The sequence below is a fragment of the Ramlibacter alkalitolerans genome, from assembly GCF_016722765.1.
Taxonomy (GTDB): Bacteria; Pseudomonadota; Gammaproteobacteria; order Burkholderiales; family Burkholderiaceae_C; genus Ramlibacter; species Ramlibacter alkalitolerans.
Window position 1 is genome coordinate 69685 of record NZ_JAEQND010000011.1, and the last position, 16263, is coordinate 85947.

General features: G+C 68.7%; 12 protein-coding genes. 3 read left to right on the top strand and 9 right to left on the bottom strand.

From position 1 onward, the window contains the following. Positions 1 to 30 precede the first annotated feature (30 nt). From JI746_RS19485 to JI746_RS19510, 6 genes are all read right to left on the bottom strand, one after another. Positions 31 to 6147, bottom strand: a complete 6117-nt coding sequence (locus JI746_RS19485; protein WP_201691938.1) for a hybrid sensor histidine kinase/response regulator — start codon at positions 6145 to 6147, stop codon at positions 31 to 33. 103 nt (positions 6148 to 6250) lie between these two features. Next, positions 6251 to 8503: a methyl-accepting chemotaxis protein gene (locus JI746_RS19490; protein ID WP_201691939.1), complete on the bottom strand. Its 2253-nt coding sequence runs from the start codon at positions 8501 to 8503 to the stop codon at positions 6251 to 6253. Positions 8504 to 8528: 25 nt separating this feature from the next. Then, complete coding sequence (locus JI746_RS19495) at positions 8529 to 9059, bottom strand: chemotaxis protein CheW (RefSeq protein WP_201691940.1); 531 nt, start codon at positions 9057 to 9059, stop codon at positions 8529 to 8531. Positions 9060 to 9089: 30 nt separating this feature from the next. Further along, positions 9090 to 9455, bottom strand: a complete 366-nt coding sequence (locus JI746_RS19500) for a response regulator transcription factor (protein WP_201691941.1) — start codon at positions 9453 to 9455, stop codon at positions 9090 to 9092. Between the two features lie 20 nt (positions 9456 to 9475). After that, positions 9476 to 9898 carry a response regulator gene (locus JI746_RS19505; RefSeq protein WP_201691942.1) on the bottom strand — a complete coding sequence of 141 codons (423 nt, stop codon included), beginning with the start codon at positions 9896 to 9898 and terminating at the stop codon, positions 9476 to 9478. A 30-nt stretch (positions 9899 to 9928) separates the two neighbouring features. Beyond that, positions 9929 to 10102, bottom strand: coding sequence for a rubredoxin (locus tag JI746_RS19510; protein WP_201691943.1), 174 nt, complete (start codon positions 10100 to 10102; stop codon positions 9929 to 9931). Between the two features lie 93 nt (positions 10103 to 10195). On the opposite strand from JI746_RS19510, the gene thiD reads away from it, so the two are divergent. Together thiD and hemL are read left to right on the top strand one after the other, a co-directional pair. Continuing rightward, the gene (thiD, locus tag JI746_RS19515; RefSeq protein WP_201691944.1) at positions 10196 to 11122 is read left to right on the top strand and encodes a bifunctional hydroxymethylpyrimidine kinase/phosphomethylpyrimidine kinase; all 927 of its coding nucleotides are present in this window, start codon (positions 10196 to 10198) and stop codon (positions 11120 to 11122) included. Beyond that, on the top strand, positions 11106 to 12413 hold the full coding sequence (gene hemL / locus JI746_RS19520; RefSeq protein WP_201691945.1) for a glutamate-1-semialdehyde 2,1-aminomutase: 1308 nt from the start codon (positions 11106 to 11108) through the stop codon (positions 12411 to 12413). Before thiD ends, hemL begins: the two co-directional genes overlap by 17 nt. Before the next feature lie 228 nt (positions 12414 to 12641). On the opposite strand, the gene purH is transcribed toward hemL, so the two are convergent. The 3 genes from purH to dusB are packed head-to-tail and all read right to left on the bottom strand — an operon-like array spanning position 12642 to position 15595. Next, positions 12642 to 14213, bottom strand: a complete 1572-nt coding sequence (gene purH / locus JI746_RS19525) for a bifunctional phosphoribosylaminoimidazolecarboxamide formyltransferase/IMP cyclohydrolase (RefSeq protein WP_201691946.1) — start codon at positions 14211 to 14213, stop codon at positions 12642 to 12644. Positions 14214 to 14268: 55 nt separating this feature from the next. Then, positions 14269 to 14505 (bottom strand): Fis family transcriptional regulator, encoded by a 237-nt coding sequence (locus JI746_RS19530; protein WP_201691947.1) that lies wholly within the window; start codon positions 14503 to 14505, stop codon positions 14269 to 14271. 49 nt (positions 14506 to 14554) lie between these two features. Further along, on the bottom strand, positions 14555 to 15595 hold the full coding sequence (gene dusB / locus JI746_RS19535) for a tRNA dihydrouridine synthase DusB (protein WP_201691948.1): 1041 nt from the start codon (positions 15593 to 15595) through the stop codon (positions 14555 to 14557). A 121-nt stretch (positions 15596 to 15716) separates the two neighbouring features. Here dusB and JI746_RS19540 point away from each other — a divergent pair, with 121 nt between their 5' ends. Then, complete coding sequence (locus JI746_RS19540; protein ID WP_201691949.1) at positions 15717 to 16187, top strand: YqaA family protein; 471 nt, start codon at positions 15717 to 15719, stop codon at positions 16185 to 16187. The last annotated feature ends 76 nt before the right edge of the window (positions 16188 to 16263 follow it).

Genomic DNA, 16263 nt, shown 5'->3' on the forward strand with positions numbered 1-16263 from the left:
GCTGGCGGCCTGCAGCAAGTGATTGCGTGCTTACGCCGTCACCGCCGCGCGCGAGTACTGCCTGACCAGGCCGAGCAGCTCCTCTTCCGAGTACGGCTTGCCCAGGTAGTGGTTCACGCCGAGTTCCTTGGCGTGCTCGCGGTGCTTCTCGGCGATGCGCGACGTGATCATCACGATCGGCAGGTGCCGCAGGCGCTCGTCGGCGCGGATGTTGCGGGCCAGGTCGAAGCCGTCCATGCGCGGCATCTCGATGTCGGACAGCACCACCGCCGGCAGTTCCTCGGCCAGCCGCTCCAGCGCCTGCAGGCCGTCGGCCGCCAGCGCGACGCGGTAGCCTTCGCGCGCCAGCAGGCGCTGCGTCACGCGGCGCACCGTGATCGAGTCGTCCACCACCAGCACCAGCGGCACCGTCGGCGCGGCGGCCACGGTCGCCGGCTTGACCGGCTGGCCGTCGCGCTGCGCCTTGGCGGCTTCGGCGCGCTCGGCGCCCATCTGCCGGGCCAGTTCGCCGTACACCTGCACCAGCGCCACCGGGTTGTAGATCAGCACCACGGCACCTGAGGCCAGCACGGTCATGCCGGCCAGGCCGGGCAGCCGCGACAGCTGCGGGCCGAGGTTCTTGACCACGACTTCCTGGTTGCCCAGCACTTCGTCGAGGTGCACGGCCACGCGCTGGGCGGCCGAGCGGAAGATCACGACCGGCAGCGTCTTGCCTTGCGGCTCGGTGCTGCGCGGCGAGGATTGCAGCAGCGCCCCGGACCAGAAGAAGGGCAGCTGCTCGCCGCCGAACTCGAAGGTGCCGGTGGCATAGGCCTTCTGCACGTCGTCGATGCTGGCGCGGCGCACCAGTTCCACCAGGTGGGCCGGCACGCCGATCGACAGCTTGCCGGAGCGCACCATCACCACCTGCGTCACCGCGGTGGTCAGGGGCAGCACCAGCTTGAAGGTGGTGCCGCGGCCGGCTTCCGTGGTGGTCTCGATGCGGCCGCCGAGCGCGTTGACTTCGTTGCGCACCACGTCCATGCCGACGCCGCGGCCGGAGAGTTCCGTCACCTGCGCCGCCGTCGAGAAGCCGGGCAGGAAGATCAGGTTGGCGGCTTCCTCGGTGCTGATCTGCTGGTCGGCCGTGACCAGGCCCTGCTGCAGCGCCTTGTCGCGGATGCGCGGCAGGTCGAGGCCGGCGCCGTCGTCCCGGAATTCCACCGAGACGTCGTTGCCTTCCTGGCGCACGTGCACCACGATGTTGCCGCTGGCTTCCTTGCCCTGCGCGCTGCGCTGCTCCGGCGCTTCGATGCCGTGGGCGACGCAGTTGCGCAGCAGGTGTTCGAAGGCAGGCGTCATGCGGTCCAGCACGCCGCGGTCCATCTCGATCGAGGCGCCGATCACGTCCAGCTTGACCTGCTTGCCGGTCTCCTTGGCGGCCAGCCGCACCACGCGGTACAGGCGCTCGGAGATGCCGTCGAATTCCACCATGCGCGTGCGCAGCAGGTCGCGCTGCAGCTCGCGCGTCTGGCGGGCCTGGGCGATCAGGTCGTCCTCGGTCGCCTCCACCACGCGCTGGATGTTGCGCTGCACCGTCGCCACGTCGTTCACCGATTCGGCCATCAGGCGCGTCAGTTCCTGCACGCGGGTGAAGCGGTCGAACTCCAGCGGGTCGAAGCCGCTGGCCGTGTCCTTGGCCTGCGCCATGCGCGACTGCATCTGCGACTCGGCCTGCACTTCGATCTCGCGCAGCTGCGCGCGCAGGCGGTCCAGGTTGCCCGTGAGGTCGCCGAGCGAGCCGCGCAGCTGGCGCAGCTCGGACTCGAGGCGCGAGCGCGTGATCATCACCTCGCCGGCCTGGTTCACCAGCCGGTCCAGCAGCTGGGCGCGCACCCGCACGGCCTGGTTGGAGGCCTGGCGCGAAGGCGTGAGGGCGGTCTGCACCGGCCCCGCGATCGGCATCCGCGCCACCGGGGCAGCGGGCTGCGCAGCGGCGGGCTCGCTCGCCTCGATGGACTCCGGCCCGATCGGCGACGCGGCTTGTTCCGCCACGCTGGACGCATCCGGCTCGCTGGCGGGCTCCTCGACCACCGCGAACGATGCAGCCTCCTCCACCGCCTGCGGTTCCGCCGGGGCGAAGCCGCCGGTGGCACGCAGCGTGTCGAAGCGGGCCTGCATCGTGTCGAAGCGCTGCAGCAGCGCCTCGATGTCGACGGCGGCGATGTTCTCGTGCCCGAGGAACTCCACCTCGGACTCCATGCGGTGCGCCAGTTCGCCGAGCTGCAGCGCGCCGGCCAGGCGGGCGCTGCCCTTGAGGGTGTGCAGCGCGCGCAGCACCTGGTCGCGCGGCTCGCGCTGCCCCGGGTGGGCGGCCCAGGCGCGCAGTCCGCTGGCCAGCTTGGGCATCAGCTCCGCGCCTTCTTCCTCGAAGATCGGGAACAGGTCCGGATCGATCGCATCGACGACGTCGAGTTCTTCGTCGCCGTGGGCCTTGAGCAGCGGCGCGAGCGCGGCGGCCGGCGGCAGGGTGATCGCGATGGGCGCGCGCACCGGCGCGGCGGCGGCCACCGGCTCCTCGGCCGGGACGGAGGTCGCGAAGCCGGAATCGTCCTCGTCGAAGCAGCTTTCCTGCTCTTCGCAGCGGATCTCGCCTTCGAATTCCTTGAGCGCGTGCAGCTCCTGCAGCAGGCGCGCTTCGGGCTTCTTCAGGAAGCCGGCGGCGAACTGGTGCAGCAGCCGGCGCACTTCCTCGGCGGCTTCGGTGAAGGTGCGGGCGTGCTGCGGCGTGCCGTCGGCCAGCGACTGCGTGTGCTGCAGGGCGCCTTCGAGCGCGCGGGCGATGTCGGACAGCGCCTGGAAACCCACGGTGGCGGAGCTGCCGGCCAGCGCATGGGCCCAGCCCACGGTGGAATCGGGCACGCGCTCCGACATCTGCAGCGTCCACTCGCTGATCTCGGTGACGAGCCGGCGCGACCACTCGTCCGCCTCGTTCAGGTAGACGTTGTAGAGCGGGATGCCGATGCGCAGGTCGCCGATCACCTTCGTCTGCTCGTCGAGCTTGGCGGAGGTGGGCTCGGACTCGGCTTGCGCTTCGAGTTCGGCTTCGGCCAGGACTTCGGGCTCGAGGAGTTCGGGTGCGAGGACTTCAGCTTCGAGGACTTCGGGTTCGGCTTCCGCCGCGACTTCGGCTTCGGGTTCGGCTTCCGCCTGGATTTCCGGTTCCGCTTCCGCCTGGACTTCCGCTTCCGCCTGCGCCTCCAGCAGCGCCGGCGCCTCGGGTTCAGCCGCGAGTTCGAACACGAAGTCCTCGGCCACCACCGCTTCGGCCTCGGGCGCGGCGCCTTCCGGCGCCGGGCCCGACACGGCCGACAGGCTGGAGAAGTCGATGCCTTCGATCTCCAGCGACAGCTCCTGCGCCGCGGGCGCGAGGTCCAGTTCCAGCTTCGGCAGGATGGCCGTCGCCGCCAGTTCCGGCAGCTCCTCGATCGTCGGCTCCGGTTGCGGCTGGCTCGCCTGCTCGCGCGGCAGGATCATCGTGGCACCGAGGGCGGCGAATTCCGGCGGCAGTTCGTCGGCGCTCAGCTCCTGCACCGTGACCTCGGCCGACCCGGGCACGGCCTCGGCGTCGACCTTGTCCAGCGCGGTGAAGTCGAAATCGAAGGCCGACTCCGCGGTGCCAAGTTCGGGCATGGCCGGTTCGGCCGGCGCCACTGCCTCGGCGGGCGGATCCAGGTCCAGCGTGAAGCCCAGGTCGGCAAACGCCGGCACGGGTGCAGCAGGCGGCTCGATCGCCGCGGGCACGTCGAGCATCGGCTCGGCGCGCAGCACTTCCTCGACGGCGGCCGCAGCCTGCTCCAGGCCCGGCTGCGGCAGCGCGATGGGCTGCAGTGCGTTGTGGGTGCGCATCGCGTCGGCGGCGGTGTGGAAGGCCACGGCCTTCCACGCAGCGTCGGTCCGCGTGGCGATCGCCTCGATCCAGCGGCCGAAGCCTTGCAGCGCGTCGGTGGCGAGCTGGCGCAGTTCCTCGCTTGCCGGCTTCTGGTCGGCCAGCCAGGTGTTGAGCACCTGCTCCAGCGACCACGCCGCCTCGCCGAACTCGTTCAGCTTGACCATGCGCGAGCTGCCCTTGAGCGTGTGGAAGGCACGCCGCAGGGTGGTCATGTCGGCCAGGTTGCGCGGATCCTCCGCCAGCGCGGCGATCGCCGCCAGGCCGTTGCCGATGACTTCGCGCGCTTCCTCGAGGAAGATCTCGCGCAGTTCGGCGTCGCCTTCGTCTTCTTCGACGACGGCAACCGGCACGGCGGCCGGGGCCGGTGCGGCGTGCACGACCGGCGGCGCGACGGGCACGGCGGCAGGGGCCGGCACGGGCGCCGCCGCATGCGCGGTGAGCATGGCAGACGGCACCGCATCGGGCTCGCGACCCATCAGCGGCCGCAGTTCGCCGCGCTCGTCGTCCCACACGAACAGCTTCTTCGCCAGCGAGGGCTGGTAGTTCAGCATGTCGATCAGGAAACCGAGCGCGCCGAGGTTGTTCCCCAGCTTCTCGAAGGTGCCGGCGCCGCGCGCCAGTTCATCGTCGACCTCGGTGACGATGATGTTCTCGACCGTGTCGCGCATGCGCAGCACGGCCTGCGAAGCCTGGTCCAGGCCCAGCACCGACAGCACGCCGCGCATCTGCGCAAGAAAGCCCGGGGCATCGCCCAGGGGCGTCTTGTCGGCGGTGTTGCGGAAGAACTGGTCGAGCAGCTTTTCCAGCTCGCCCAGGGTGCCGCGCAGTTCGCCGACCACGCTGCCCATGGTCTGCTTGTCGCTCACGCGGCGATAGAGATCCTCGACCCAGTGCTCCAGCGGTTCGGGCGCACCGCCCTGCACGACCTTCTTCAGGCGGTCGGCCAGGCGCGCGGTGCGATCGGCGAGTTGCTGGTCGTTGGGGTCCAGGTCCTGGAAGGCAGCTTCCAGGTAGAGGATGGCGGTGGCGACTTCCATCGCCAGTTCGGCGCTGGGCGCACGGGCGGTGGTGGCCACCGTCTCGACCGCGGCGCTCATCGCCTTGGCGAGCGGCTCGCTGGCCGGATAGAGCTTGCCCAGCGTCTCGCCGAGGTGCAGGAACTGGTCGCGCACGCCCTTGAGCTTGTGCGCGTCACCGCCGGCCAGTCCGGACCACGTTTCCTTGGCCGTCGCGATGCGCTTGCGCAGTTGCGCCAGCAGCATGGGATCGAAGCGGCCGAAGGGGCTGGTGGCATAGTCCACCGGCTTCGCATTGGCCAGGCCAAAGCCGTGGCGCACCGCGGCGAGCGCCGGCGCGTCGGTGGCACGCGCAGGCACGGCCTGGGCGCAGAAGAACACGAGATCCTGCGCCAGGCGCTCGGACACGCCGTGCTCGCCCTTGGCGAGCGAGGCGTACTGCAGCAGCACGCGCGAGGCGGCGCGCTTGACGTACACGTCGGCGGGCAGCAGGCCCAAGGCGATGGCTTCGAAGTAGCCGGCGGCCGCCTTCCAGAACACCTTGGGCTGGCGCGCATTCTGCGACGCCGACAGGCCCAGGCTCACCTCGGTGAGCTCGCGGCCGGCGGCCGGATCGGCCGCCTTGACGATCTTGAGCACGCCCTGGTCCATGCGCGCGCGCACGGCGGGCTCGTAGGCCAGCGCGTGGGCAGCGGCGGGCGCCGGGAAGTCGTTCCAGCGCCAGTCCATGCCCCACAGGTCGGCGGGATGCACCCGATCGGCGCCGGTGAGGTCCTGCACGTCCTTGTACTGGACGAACAGGGACACGGGCGACACGTCCTTTCCGCCCAGCAGCGCTTCCAGGTATTCAGCGAGGGCGAAGCCCGCGCGCTCCACCTTGGCCGCGGCCGCTTCGGTGCACAGCTCCGGGCGTTCGATGAACTTCTGCGCCGCCGCCTCCATGCTGCGCAGCATGTGCGCAGGGGCGGCCATGCCCACCATCTCCAGCGCCCCGACGGCCTGGTGCATGTGCTGGCGCGCGATGCGCAGTTGGCCACTGTCGATCGACGACAGATCCTGGCCGCGCGCCTGCGCGGCGTCGCGCACGAAGCGCCGCAGCGCGGACGAGGCGGATTCGAGGGACTTGCGCAGTTCGTCCAGCACCCAGGCCAGGGGGCCCAGGTCGTTGTTCGCCAGATCGATCTCTTGTGCTGCTTGCATTGAATGACTCGCTTCGCTGGTGACTTCGCTGCGCTTCAATGACGAACGCCGGATTGCCGGATCATTTCGTCATCCTCCGTCGCGCAGCGACGATGTCATTCCGTCATGCGATCTTGAATCGCGACACCGACTGGCGAAGTTCTTCCGCCATCCGGGTCAGTTCACGCACCTGCTGCGCCGTGGAGCGCGTGCCTTCGCCGGTCTGCTCGGTCACCGCGAAGATGTGCTGGATGTTGCCGGCCACCACGTTCGCCGATTCGGCTTCGCGGGACGCGGATTGCGAAATCTGTTCGATCAGGTCGGCAAGGCGGCGCGACACCTGGTCGATCTCGGTCAGGGCCGTACCGGCGTTGTCGGACAGCTTGGCCCCTTCCACCACACCCTGCGTGGAGCGCTCCATGGCGGCCACGGCGTCCTGCGTGTCGGTCTGAATCGCCTTCACCAGCGCCGAGATCTGGCGCGTCGCGTCCGCCGAGCGTTCGGCCAGCCGCTGCACTTCTTCCGCCACCACCGAGAAGCCGCGACCCGCTTCACCGGCCGAGGCGGCCTGGATGGCGGCGTTCAGGGCCAGCACGTTCGTCTGCTCGGTAATGTCGGAAATCAGTTCGGTGATTTCGCCGATCTCCTGCGAGGACTCGCCCAGGCGCTTGATCCGCTTGGAGGTTTCCTGGATCTGGTCGCGGATCGCGTTCATGCCGCCGATGGCGTTCTGCACGGCCTGCAGGCCGGTCTCGGCAGCCTTCAGCGACTGGCGCGCCACCTGGGCCGATTCCTGCGCCTGGCCGGACACCGAGTTGATGCGCATGGCCATGTCGAGCACCGACTGGCCGGTTTCGCGGATCTCGCGCAGCTGCTCGGTCGAAGCGGCCAGCAGCTCGGTGGAAGTCGATTCCACCTGCGCCGTCGTCTGCGCCACCCGCGTGGCCGTGTTCTGCACGGCGCCCACCAGCTGGCGCAGCTCTTCCACCGTGTAGTTCACCGAGTCGGCGATGGCGCCGGTGATGTCTTCCGTCACGGTCGCTTCCTGCGTCAGGTCGCCCTCGGCGACCGACTGCAGTTCGTTCATCAGGCGAAGAATGGCGGCCTGGTTGGCGTCGTTGACGCGCTTGGCTTCCTGCTCCTGGCGCTCGGCTTCCTGGCGCTGCGTTTCGGCGCGTTCCTGGCGGCGGCGGCTATCGAGCAGCTGCACGTAGGCGAGGCCGACCGAGCAGGCGATGGCCAGCGCGGCGGCGATCACCAGCGACAGCAGGGCGTAGAAGTTCAGGCCGGTCTGGGCCGACAGCTTGTCCTGCAGTTCCTGCAGGTTCTTGCGCAGCGGTTCGCTGTCCTGGACGATCGAGGCCTGCGCTTCGCGGGCCGAGACCAGGCCCTGCAGGTTGCCCAGGATGGCGCCGGCCTGCGTGCGGGTCTGCTCGTACAGGTCCAGCAGGGCCTTCAAGCGTTCCTTGGTCTGTTCGTCGCGGGCGGCGGCCAGGCGCAGCTCGGGGCTGCCTTCCAGCATGCCCTGCGCGATTTCCTTGAACGAGTTCAGGTCCTTGCCCAGCAGGAACACGGCTTCCGGCGACACGCCTTCCATGGTCAGGAATTCGTTGGCCGACTTGCCGATCCGCTGCGTCAGCATCACCAGCTGGCCGGCGGCGGAGATTTCGGCGGCGGGGGCACCCTGCTGCAGCTTGAGCGAGGAGACCGTCTCGGCGATTTCCAGCAGGTCCGAGGACTGGCGGTTGATGGTGCGCAGCGCGGCGCCGACCTGGGTCAGGATCTTCTGCTGGCCCATGACGGTCTTGGCGTTCTTCTCCGCCCGCTCCATCAGCGGCATGATCTTCTGGATGTCCGGCTGCAGGTCGGAGGACACGGCCACCAGGCGCAGGTCCTCGTTGCCGTCCTTGAGGCCGCGCACCGTCTGCGCCAGCACTTCGGAGGACTCCTTCACGTCGGGGAAGGCCTGGGGGCTGCCGATCAGCGCCTGCGACACCGACTTGGCCAGGCGCTGCGACTGCATCAGCGACTGGCCCATGCCGGCCACCTGCTGGGCGACGCGGTCCGACTCGCGCACGGCCATGAAGGCGATGGAGCCGAGCGCGAACAGCGAGACGGCCAGCGCGCCGAACAGGAAGCGCTGGTGCGCGGTGGTGCTGCGGCGGCCCAGCAGCGGGACGGAAACCAGTTCCGCTTCATCGACTTCATCGACGATCGAATCGTCGATGCTGTCGGCATCGGCATGGACGGTGCTGCCGGCCTCGATGCTGGCCGTGGACGCGTCGGGCATCGCCAGGCTCAGTTCCTGCGTGACCGACGGGTCGGCCTCCTCGGACTGCTTCCGGGCGAAGAGGTTCTTCAGGGAAAAAGCGGACATGGATGCTGCCTTCGACAAGGGGACACTAAGCGCTGATGCTCAGGAATTGGGGTTGCTGCGAAAGCGCCTGGAGGTTCAGTTCCTGCCAGAAGGCGCCGCTGGCATCGGTGTAGCCGCTGCCGAAATAGCCGGGAGATCCGGCCGGGGCTTCGCTCGAGGCAGTGAAGGCGTCGGTGTTGCGCAGGCCGGCGAGCCGGTCGATCAGGAGTGCGCAATTGATCTCGAGCAGCGAGTTCAGCGCGATCAGGCGCGACTCGGCCCGGGCCTGGTCGGAGCGCTGCGCCGGCGGCTGGCCGCTGACGAAACTCGCCAGGTCCACCACGCCGTACAGGCCGCCCCGCAGGTTGGCCACGCCGAGGAACCAGGGGTGCGTGTACGGCACCGTCTGCGGCGGGGCGAAGGGGAAGATCTCGCCCGCCTGGCTCAGCGGGAACAGGTACTTGCGGCCCGCGGCTTCCACCGCGAGCCAGCCGGCCTGGGCACCCTCGGAACGGGCAGCCTGCAGCCGGCTGGCGAGCCGGCTTTGCAGCTCGCGGAGGGCTTCGCGGTTGGCCATGGGATCAGGAAGTACTGCTTGGCGGCCGCTTCAACCCAGGGCCTTGATCTTGGCCATGAGTTCGGCGGCGTCCACCGGTTTGGTGATGTAGTCGCGCGCGCCCTGGCGCATGCCCCACACCCGGTCGGTTTCCTGGTTCTTGCTCGTGCACATGATGATCGGCACGTCCGCGTACAGCGGATCGCGCGTGATGGCGCGGGTGAGCTGGAAGCCGTTCTGGCCGGGCATCACGACGTCCATCAGGATCAGGTCGGGCTTGTCCTCGCCGAGGCGGCGGAACGCGTCGTCGGCGTTTTCAGCGGTCCGGACCGAGAAGCCGTTCTTCTGCAGCAGGTCGGTCATGAACATCAGTTCCGTCTTCGAATCGTCCACAACGAGCACTTTGCGGATGGCCATGGGTCATCTCTCCTTTGTTCTTACTTCGGCTGGCCGAACTGCTGCACGGTCTGCAGCAGCTGGTCTTTCGTGAATGGCTTGGTCAGGTAATCCTGCGAACCCACCATGCGGCCACGCGCCTTGTCGAACACGCCGTCCTTGGAGGACAGCATGACGACCGGTGTGTTGGCGAACCTGGCGTTGCGCTTGATGATGGCGCAGGTCTGATAGCCGTCGAGGCGCGGCATCAGGATGTCGCAGAAGATCAGGTTGGGCTGGTAATCATTGACCTTGGCCAGCGCGTCGAACCCGTCCTCGGCCAGCATCACTTCGTGGCCGCCCTGCTTCAGGAAGATCTCCGCGCTGCGCCGGATCGTATTGCTGTCATCGATCACCAGCACCTTCAGTCCCGTGGTGCTCAATTGACGCTGCTCCTCATTTCCTACTGCTCTTGCTCGCGGCATCTCCGAGTCCCCGCCGCGCGGCCCGATCTTTCAGATCTGGACCATTTCGAAATCTTCCTTGCGTGCCCCGCACTCGGGGCAGGTCCAGTTCATGGGCACCTGGGCCCACGGTGTGCCCGCGGCGATGCCATGTTCAGGAGCACCGGCGGCCTCGTCGTAGATCCAGCCGCAAATCAGACACATCCACGTTTTGCTATCAGTCACAGCTTATAGGGGGTTCGAATAGAATGCAACGATTCTAGCTAGGCCAGTTGACTAATCGCGGTCGGGCTTTCGGCAGTGAAATTCCCCCGGGCCATGACTAATTCCACACCCATAGAAACACGGCCTTCCGAGCCCGAAGCCGAGGAGTCCGGACCGGCCTGCGTGATGGTGTTCAACGCCAGCGATCCGAGCGGTGCCGGCGGCCTCGCGGCGGACGTCACGGCCATCGCTTCGGTCGGTGCCCATCCCCTGCCCATCGTGTGCGGTGCGTACGTGCGCGATACGGGCGAGATCTTCGACCACTTCGCCTTCGACGAGGACGCCGTCGCGGAGCAGGCCCGCACCATCCTCGAGGACGTGCCGGTGCAGGTGATCAAGGTCGGTTTCGCGGGCTCGCCCGAGACCCTGAGCACCATCGCCGAAATCGCCGCCGACTATCCCGACGTACCGGTGATTTCGTACATGCCGGCGTTGTCCTGGTGGGACGAAGGCCCGGCCGACCTGTACGAAGACGCTTTTCGCGAATTGATGCTTCCTCAGACAACCGTGTTGGTCGGAAACCACAGCACCCTGTGGCGCTGGCTGTTGCCGGAATGGAGCAGCGAGCGCAGTCCGACCGCGCGCGACCTCGCCAAGGCGGCCTCCGAGATGGGCGTGCCCTACACGCTGGTGACCGGCGTGCCGCTGCCGGACCAGTTCGTCGACAACGTGCTGGCGACGCCGCAGGCGGTGCTGGCGAGCGAGAAGTTCGAGCGCTTCGACGCCGTGTTCTCCGGCGCCGGCGACACGCTGGCGGCGGCGCTGTCCGCCCTCATCGCCGGCGGCTCCGACCTCGCCGCGGCCGCCACCGAGGCCCTCGCCTACCTGGACCGCTGCCTCGACGGCGGCTTCCGTCCCGGCATGGGCCACGTCGTTCCCGATCGCCTGTTCTGGGCCCAGCCCGAGGCCGACGACGCCGACGACGACGACACCGACACTCCCACCGCCTTCGACCTGCCCGCCCATGACACCAAGCACTGACCGCAACCAGCAACTGTTCGAGCGCGCGCGTGCGCTGATCCCGGGCGGCGTCAATTCGCCGGTGCGCGCCTTCCGCGCCGTGGGGGGCACGCCGCGCTTCGTGCAGCGCGCGCAGGGCGCGTACTTCTGGGACGCCAACGGCACGAAGTACATCGACTACATCGGTTCCTGGGGCCCGATGATCCTGGGCCACGGCCACCCGCGCGTGCTCGAGGCCGTGCAGCGCGCCGTGCAGGAAGGCTTTTCCTACGGCGCCCCGACCGAACGCGAGATCGAGCTGGCCGAGGAAATCGCGCGGCACGTGCCTTCGGTGGAGATGGTGCGCCTGGTGAGCTCCGGCACCGAAGCGGCGATGAGCGCGATCCGGCTGGCGCGCGGCGCCACCGGCCGCAGCCGCATCGTGAAGTTCGAGGGCTGCTACCACGGCCACGCCGATGCCCTGCTGGTCAAGGCCGGCTCGGGCCTGGCCACCTTCGGCCACCCGACCAGCGCCGGCGTGCCGCCGGAAGTGGTGCAGCACACGATGGTGCTGGAGTACAACAACCTGCAGCAGATCGAGGAGGCCTTCGCCACCCACGGCCAGGAGATCGCCTGCATCGTCATCGAGCCGATTGCGGGCAACATGAACTTCGTGCGCGCCAGCGTGCCCTTCATGCAGCGTTGCCGCGAGCTGTGCACGCAACACGGCGCGCTGCTGGTCCTCGACGAGGTGATGACCGGCTTCCGCGTGGCGCTGGGCGGCGCGCAGAGCGTGTACGCGAAGGCGCTGCCCGGCTTCAAGCCGGACCTGACGGTGATGGGCAAGGTGATCGGCGGCGGCATGCCGCTGGCGGCCTTCGGCGGCCCGCGCGCAATCATGGAGCGGCTGGCGCCGCTCGGGCCGGTGTACCAGGCCGGCACGCTCTCCGGCAACCCGGTGGCCACGGCCTGCGGCCTGGCGACGCTCAAGGAGATCGCCGATCCCGGCTTCTTCCCGGCCCTGGCGCAGAAGACCCGCTCCCTGGTCGATGGCCTGAAGGCCGCGGCAGCGGAAACGGGCGTGCCGTTCGCGGCCGACTGCGAAGGCGGCATGTTCGGCTTCTTCCTGCTGCCGGAGTTGCCGCAGAACTATCCGAGCGTGATGCAGAGCGACGCCCCGCGCTTCGGCCGCCTGTTCCACGGCCTGCTCGATCGCGGCGTCTACATCGCCCCGGCCCTGTACGAAGCGGGCTTCGTGAGCGCCGCCCACAGCGAGGAAGACATCGCAGCGACCGTGCAGGCGGCGAGGGACGTGTTCCGCAGTTTGGCCTGATCCCGCAAGGGTGGCCGGGACGGGCCACCCTCAACAGCCGGAACGCAGAAGCCGCAGAAGCTACGCAAAAGCCGCAGAAGGAATCCATTGAAGGAAGTCCCTTTTGCGGCTTTTGCGTAACTTTCGCGGCTTCTGCGTTCGGGAGTCCGTGTTCCTCCAGCGCTCCGCTGCGCTCGCGCATCGCTGGGGTTCGCAAGGCTCACCGCCAGCCTACGAACCCCGCGCCGCTCAATGCCGGAAGTGCCGCACCCCGCTGAACACCATCGCCACGCCGCGCTCGTTCGCGGCGTCTATCACTTCCTGATCGCGCATCGAGCCGCCCGGCTGGATCACGCAGGTTGCGCCGGCGTCCACCACCACGTCGAGGCCGTCGCGGAACGGGAAGAAGGCGTCGCTGGCCACGGCCGTGCCCTGCAGCGACAGCTTGGCGTGCTGCGCCTTGATGCTGGCGATGCGCGCGGAATCGAGCCGGCTCATCTGCCCCGCGCCCACGCCCATCGTCATGCCGCCCTTGCAGAACACGATCGCGTTCGACTTCACGAACTTGGCCACCTTCCAGGCGAACAGCAGGTCCTCGAGTTCGTCGCTGGTCGGCGTCTTCTTGGTGACGCACTTCAGGTCGCTCAGCGAAAGCACGTGGTTGTCGGCGGTCTGCATCAGCAGGCCGGAACCGACGCGCTTGATGTCCATCAGGTTCTGCCCCTGGTCCCACGGCCGCTCGCCGCCCGGCGGGAGCGCGATCTTCAGCAGCCGCACGTTGGCCTTGCCGGCGAACACCTGCAGCGCCTCGGGCGCGAAGTCGGGCGCCATCAGCACCTCGACGAACTGCTTGCTCACGGCCTGCGCGCCGGCGCCATCGAGCGGCCGGTTGAAGGCGATGATGCCGCCGAAGGCCGAGGTCGGATCGGTCTGGAACGCCTTCGAATAGGCCTCGAGCGGGTCCTTGCCGACGGCGACGCCGCAGGGGTTGGCGTGCTTGACGATCACGCAGGCCGGCGTGTCGAAGCCCTTGACGCATTCCCACGCGGCATCGGCGTCGGCGATGTTGTTGTACGAGAGCTCCTTGCCCTGCAGCTGCTGGGCCGACGCCAGCGAACCGGGGGCCGGATGCAGGTCGCGGTAGAAGGCAGCCTGCTGGTGCGGGTTCTCGCCGTAGCGCAGGTCCTGCAGCTTGACGAAGCGGCCGTTGGCCTGGGCCGGGAACGGCGAGCGCGAACCGTCCTCCTGCAGGGCGGAGAGGTAGTCGCTGATCGCCGCGTCGTAGTTGCTGATGCGGTTGAACGCCGCCACCGCCAGCGCGAACTTCGTCTTCTGCGAGAGCTGGCCGGAGGCCTTGAGTTCGGCCACGACCGGCGCGTACTGCGATGCGTCGGTGAGCACCGCCACGTCCTTCCAGTTCTTGGCGCCGCTGCGCACCATCGCCGGTCCGCCGATGTCGATGTTCTCGATCGCCTCCTCCAGCGTGCAGCCGGGGCGCGCCACCGTGTTCTCGAAGGGATAGAGGTTGACGACCAGCAGGTCGATCGTGCCGATCGCATGCCGGTGCAGGGCCGCCATGTGGTCCGGGTGGTCGCGGCGGGCCAGCAGGCCGCCGTGGATCTTCGGGTGCAGCGTCTTCACGCGGCCATCGAGCATCTCCGGAAAGCCGGTGACCTCGGCCACCTCGGTGACGGGCAGGCCCTGGTCGGCCAGCAGCCTGGCGGTGCCGCCGGTGGAGATCAGGCGCACGCCGAGTTCGTGCAGGGCACGCGCCAGTTCGGCGATGCCGGTCTTGTCGGAGACGGAGATGAGGGCATTCATGTTGGGGACAGTGCAGCGCGGCCCTGGCCGCTTCTGGCCAGTCCCGCAAGGTCGTTTACTTTAATAGCTTGTGTTCGATCAGCTTCTTGCGCAGCGTGTTGCGGTTCAGCCCCAGCCATTCCGCTGCGCGCGACTGGTTGTTCTCGGCCTTTGCCATGACCACCTCCAGCAGCGGCTTCTCCACCACCTTCAGCAGCATCTCGTACATCCCACCGGGCTCGGTGCCGCGCAGGTCCCGGAAGTAGCCCTCCAGGCTGGCGCGCACGCAGTCCTCGATCTGTTTCTTGCTCATTCTTTCTTCTCCGTGGCGCGCACCCGCGTGCGCACCCCCTGCGGCAATCTCATGCGCCGCTTTCCGCCAGGGCCTCGGTCACCTCGTCCGATGCGGGCGGCAGCCGGTCCATCCGCGCGCCGAGCGCGTCGAAGAAGGACTGCACCGCCGCCAGCTGGCTGGCGCTGTCTTCCATTTCGTTCATCCGGGCGCGGAACGCCTCGCCCTCGGGGAGGGCGCGCACGTACCACCCGATGTGCTTGCGCGCGCTGCGCACGCCCGTGGCTTCGCCGTACAGCGCATAGTGGTCCTGCAGGTGCGCGAGCAGGGCCCGCTGCACCTCCGCCACCAGTGGCGGCGCGAGCTGCGTGCCGGTGGCCAGGAAGTGCAGCACCTCGCGGAAGATCCACGGCCGCCCCTGGGCGGCGCGGCCGATCATGATGGCGTCGGCGCCCGTTGCGGCAAGCACCGAGCGCGCCCGCCCGGGCGACGTGATGTCGCCGTTGGCGACCACGGGCACGCGCACGGCGGCCTTCACGGCGGCGACGGTCTCGTATTCGGCTTGCCCCTTGTAGCCCTGCTCGCGGGTGCGGCCGTGCACCGTGAGCATCTGCACGCCGCAGCCCTCGAAGGCGCGCGCGAGCCGCACCGCATTGCGGTGTTCGTGCGACCAGCCGGTGCGCATCTTGAGCGTGACCGGCACGCCCAGCGGCTCGCACGCGCGCACCACGGCCTCGGCGATGGCCAGCGCCAGCGGCTCGTCCTGCATCAGCGCCGACCCGGCCCACTTGTTGCAGACCTTCTTGGCCGGGCAACCCATGTTGATGTCGATGATCTGCGCGCCGCGCTCGACGTTGTAGACGGCGGCCTCGGCCATCATCTGCGCGTCCGTGCCGGCGATCTGCACCGCGATCGGGCCGGGCTCGCCCTGGTGGTCCGCGCGGCGCGAGGTCTTCAGGCTATTCCACAGATCCTTGCGCGAAGTCACCATTTCGCTCACCGCGTGCCCGGCGCCGAACGCGCGGCACAACTGGCGGAACGGCCGGTCCGTCACGCCTGCCATCGGCGCCACGAACACGTTGTTCGCCAGGGTGTGCTTGCCGATGCGCATGGGGATGGGTGCTGCCGAAAAAAGAGGCACGATTGTAGGTCCGCGCCATTTCAGGCGCTGAAATCGCATTGCGTACCGGACTACAGGTGCGAAGAGCTTGACTCGGTTAGCATCCGCGCGCATGCAAACGTGGCTGAACTCCTTGCTGGCACTGCTGGCCCTGCCGGAATTCGGACTGAGCACGCTGTTCGCCGCGGCCTTCGTCTCGGCCACGCTGCTGCCGATCGGCTCGGAGCCCGCGCTGTTCGGGCTGCTGAAACTCAATCCCGACCTGTTCTGGAGCGCCATCCTGGTGGCGACCGCCGGCAACACGCTGGGCGGCATGCTCGATTGGTGGATGGGCTACGAAGCCCACCACGTCGTCGACAAGTACAGCAAGTCGCGCCACCACATGAAGGCGCTCGACTTCCTGGAGCGGCTCGGCCCGCGCGCCTGCCTGCTCGCCTGGCTGCCCGTGGTGGGCGACCCGCTGTGCGCCGTGGCGGGCTGGCTGCGCATGCCGTTCTGGCCCTGCACCGGCTACATGCTGGTGGGCAAGTTCCTGCGCTACCTGGCGATGACGACGGCGCTGCTCTGGATGTTTCCGCACTGACGCCGGCTCCCTCCTCCACTTGACCCGGGTCAATAGGGTTAACCCTAGGGCGCCCACAATGAAATCGCTGCCCGCA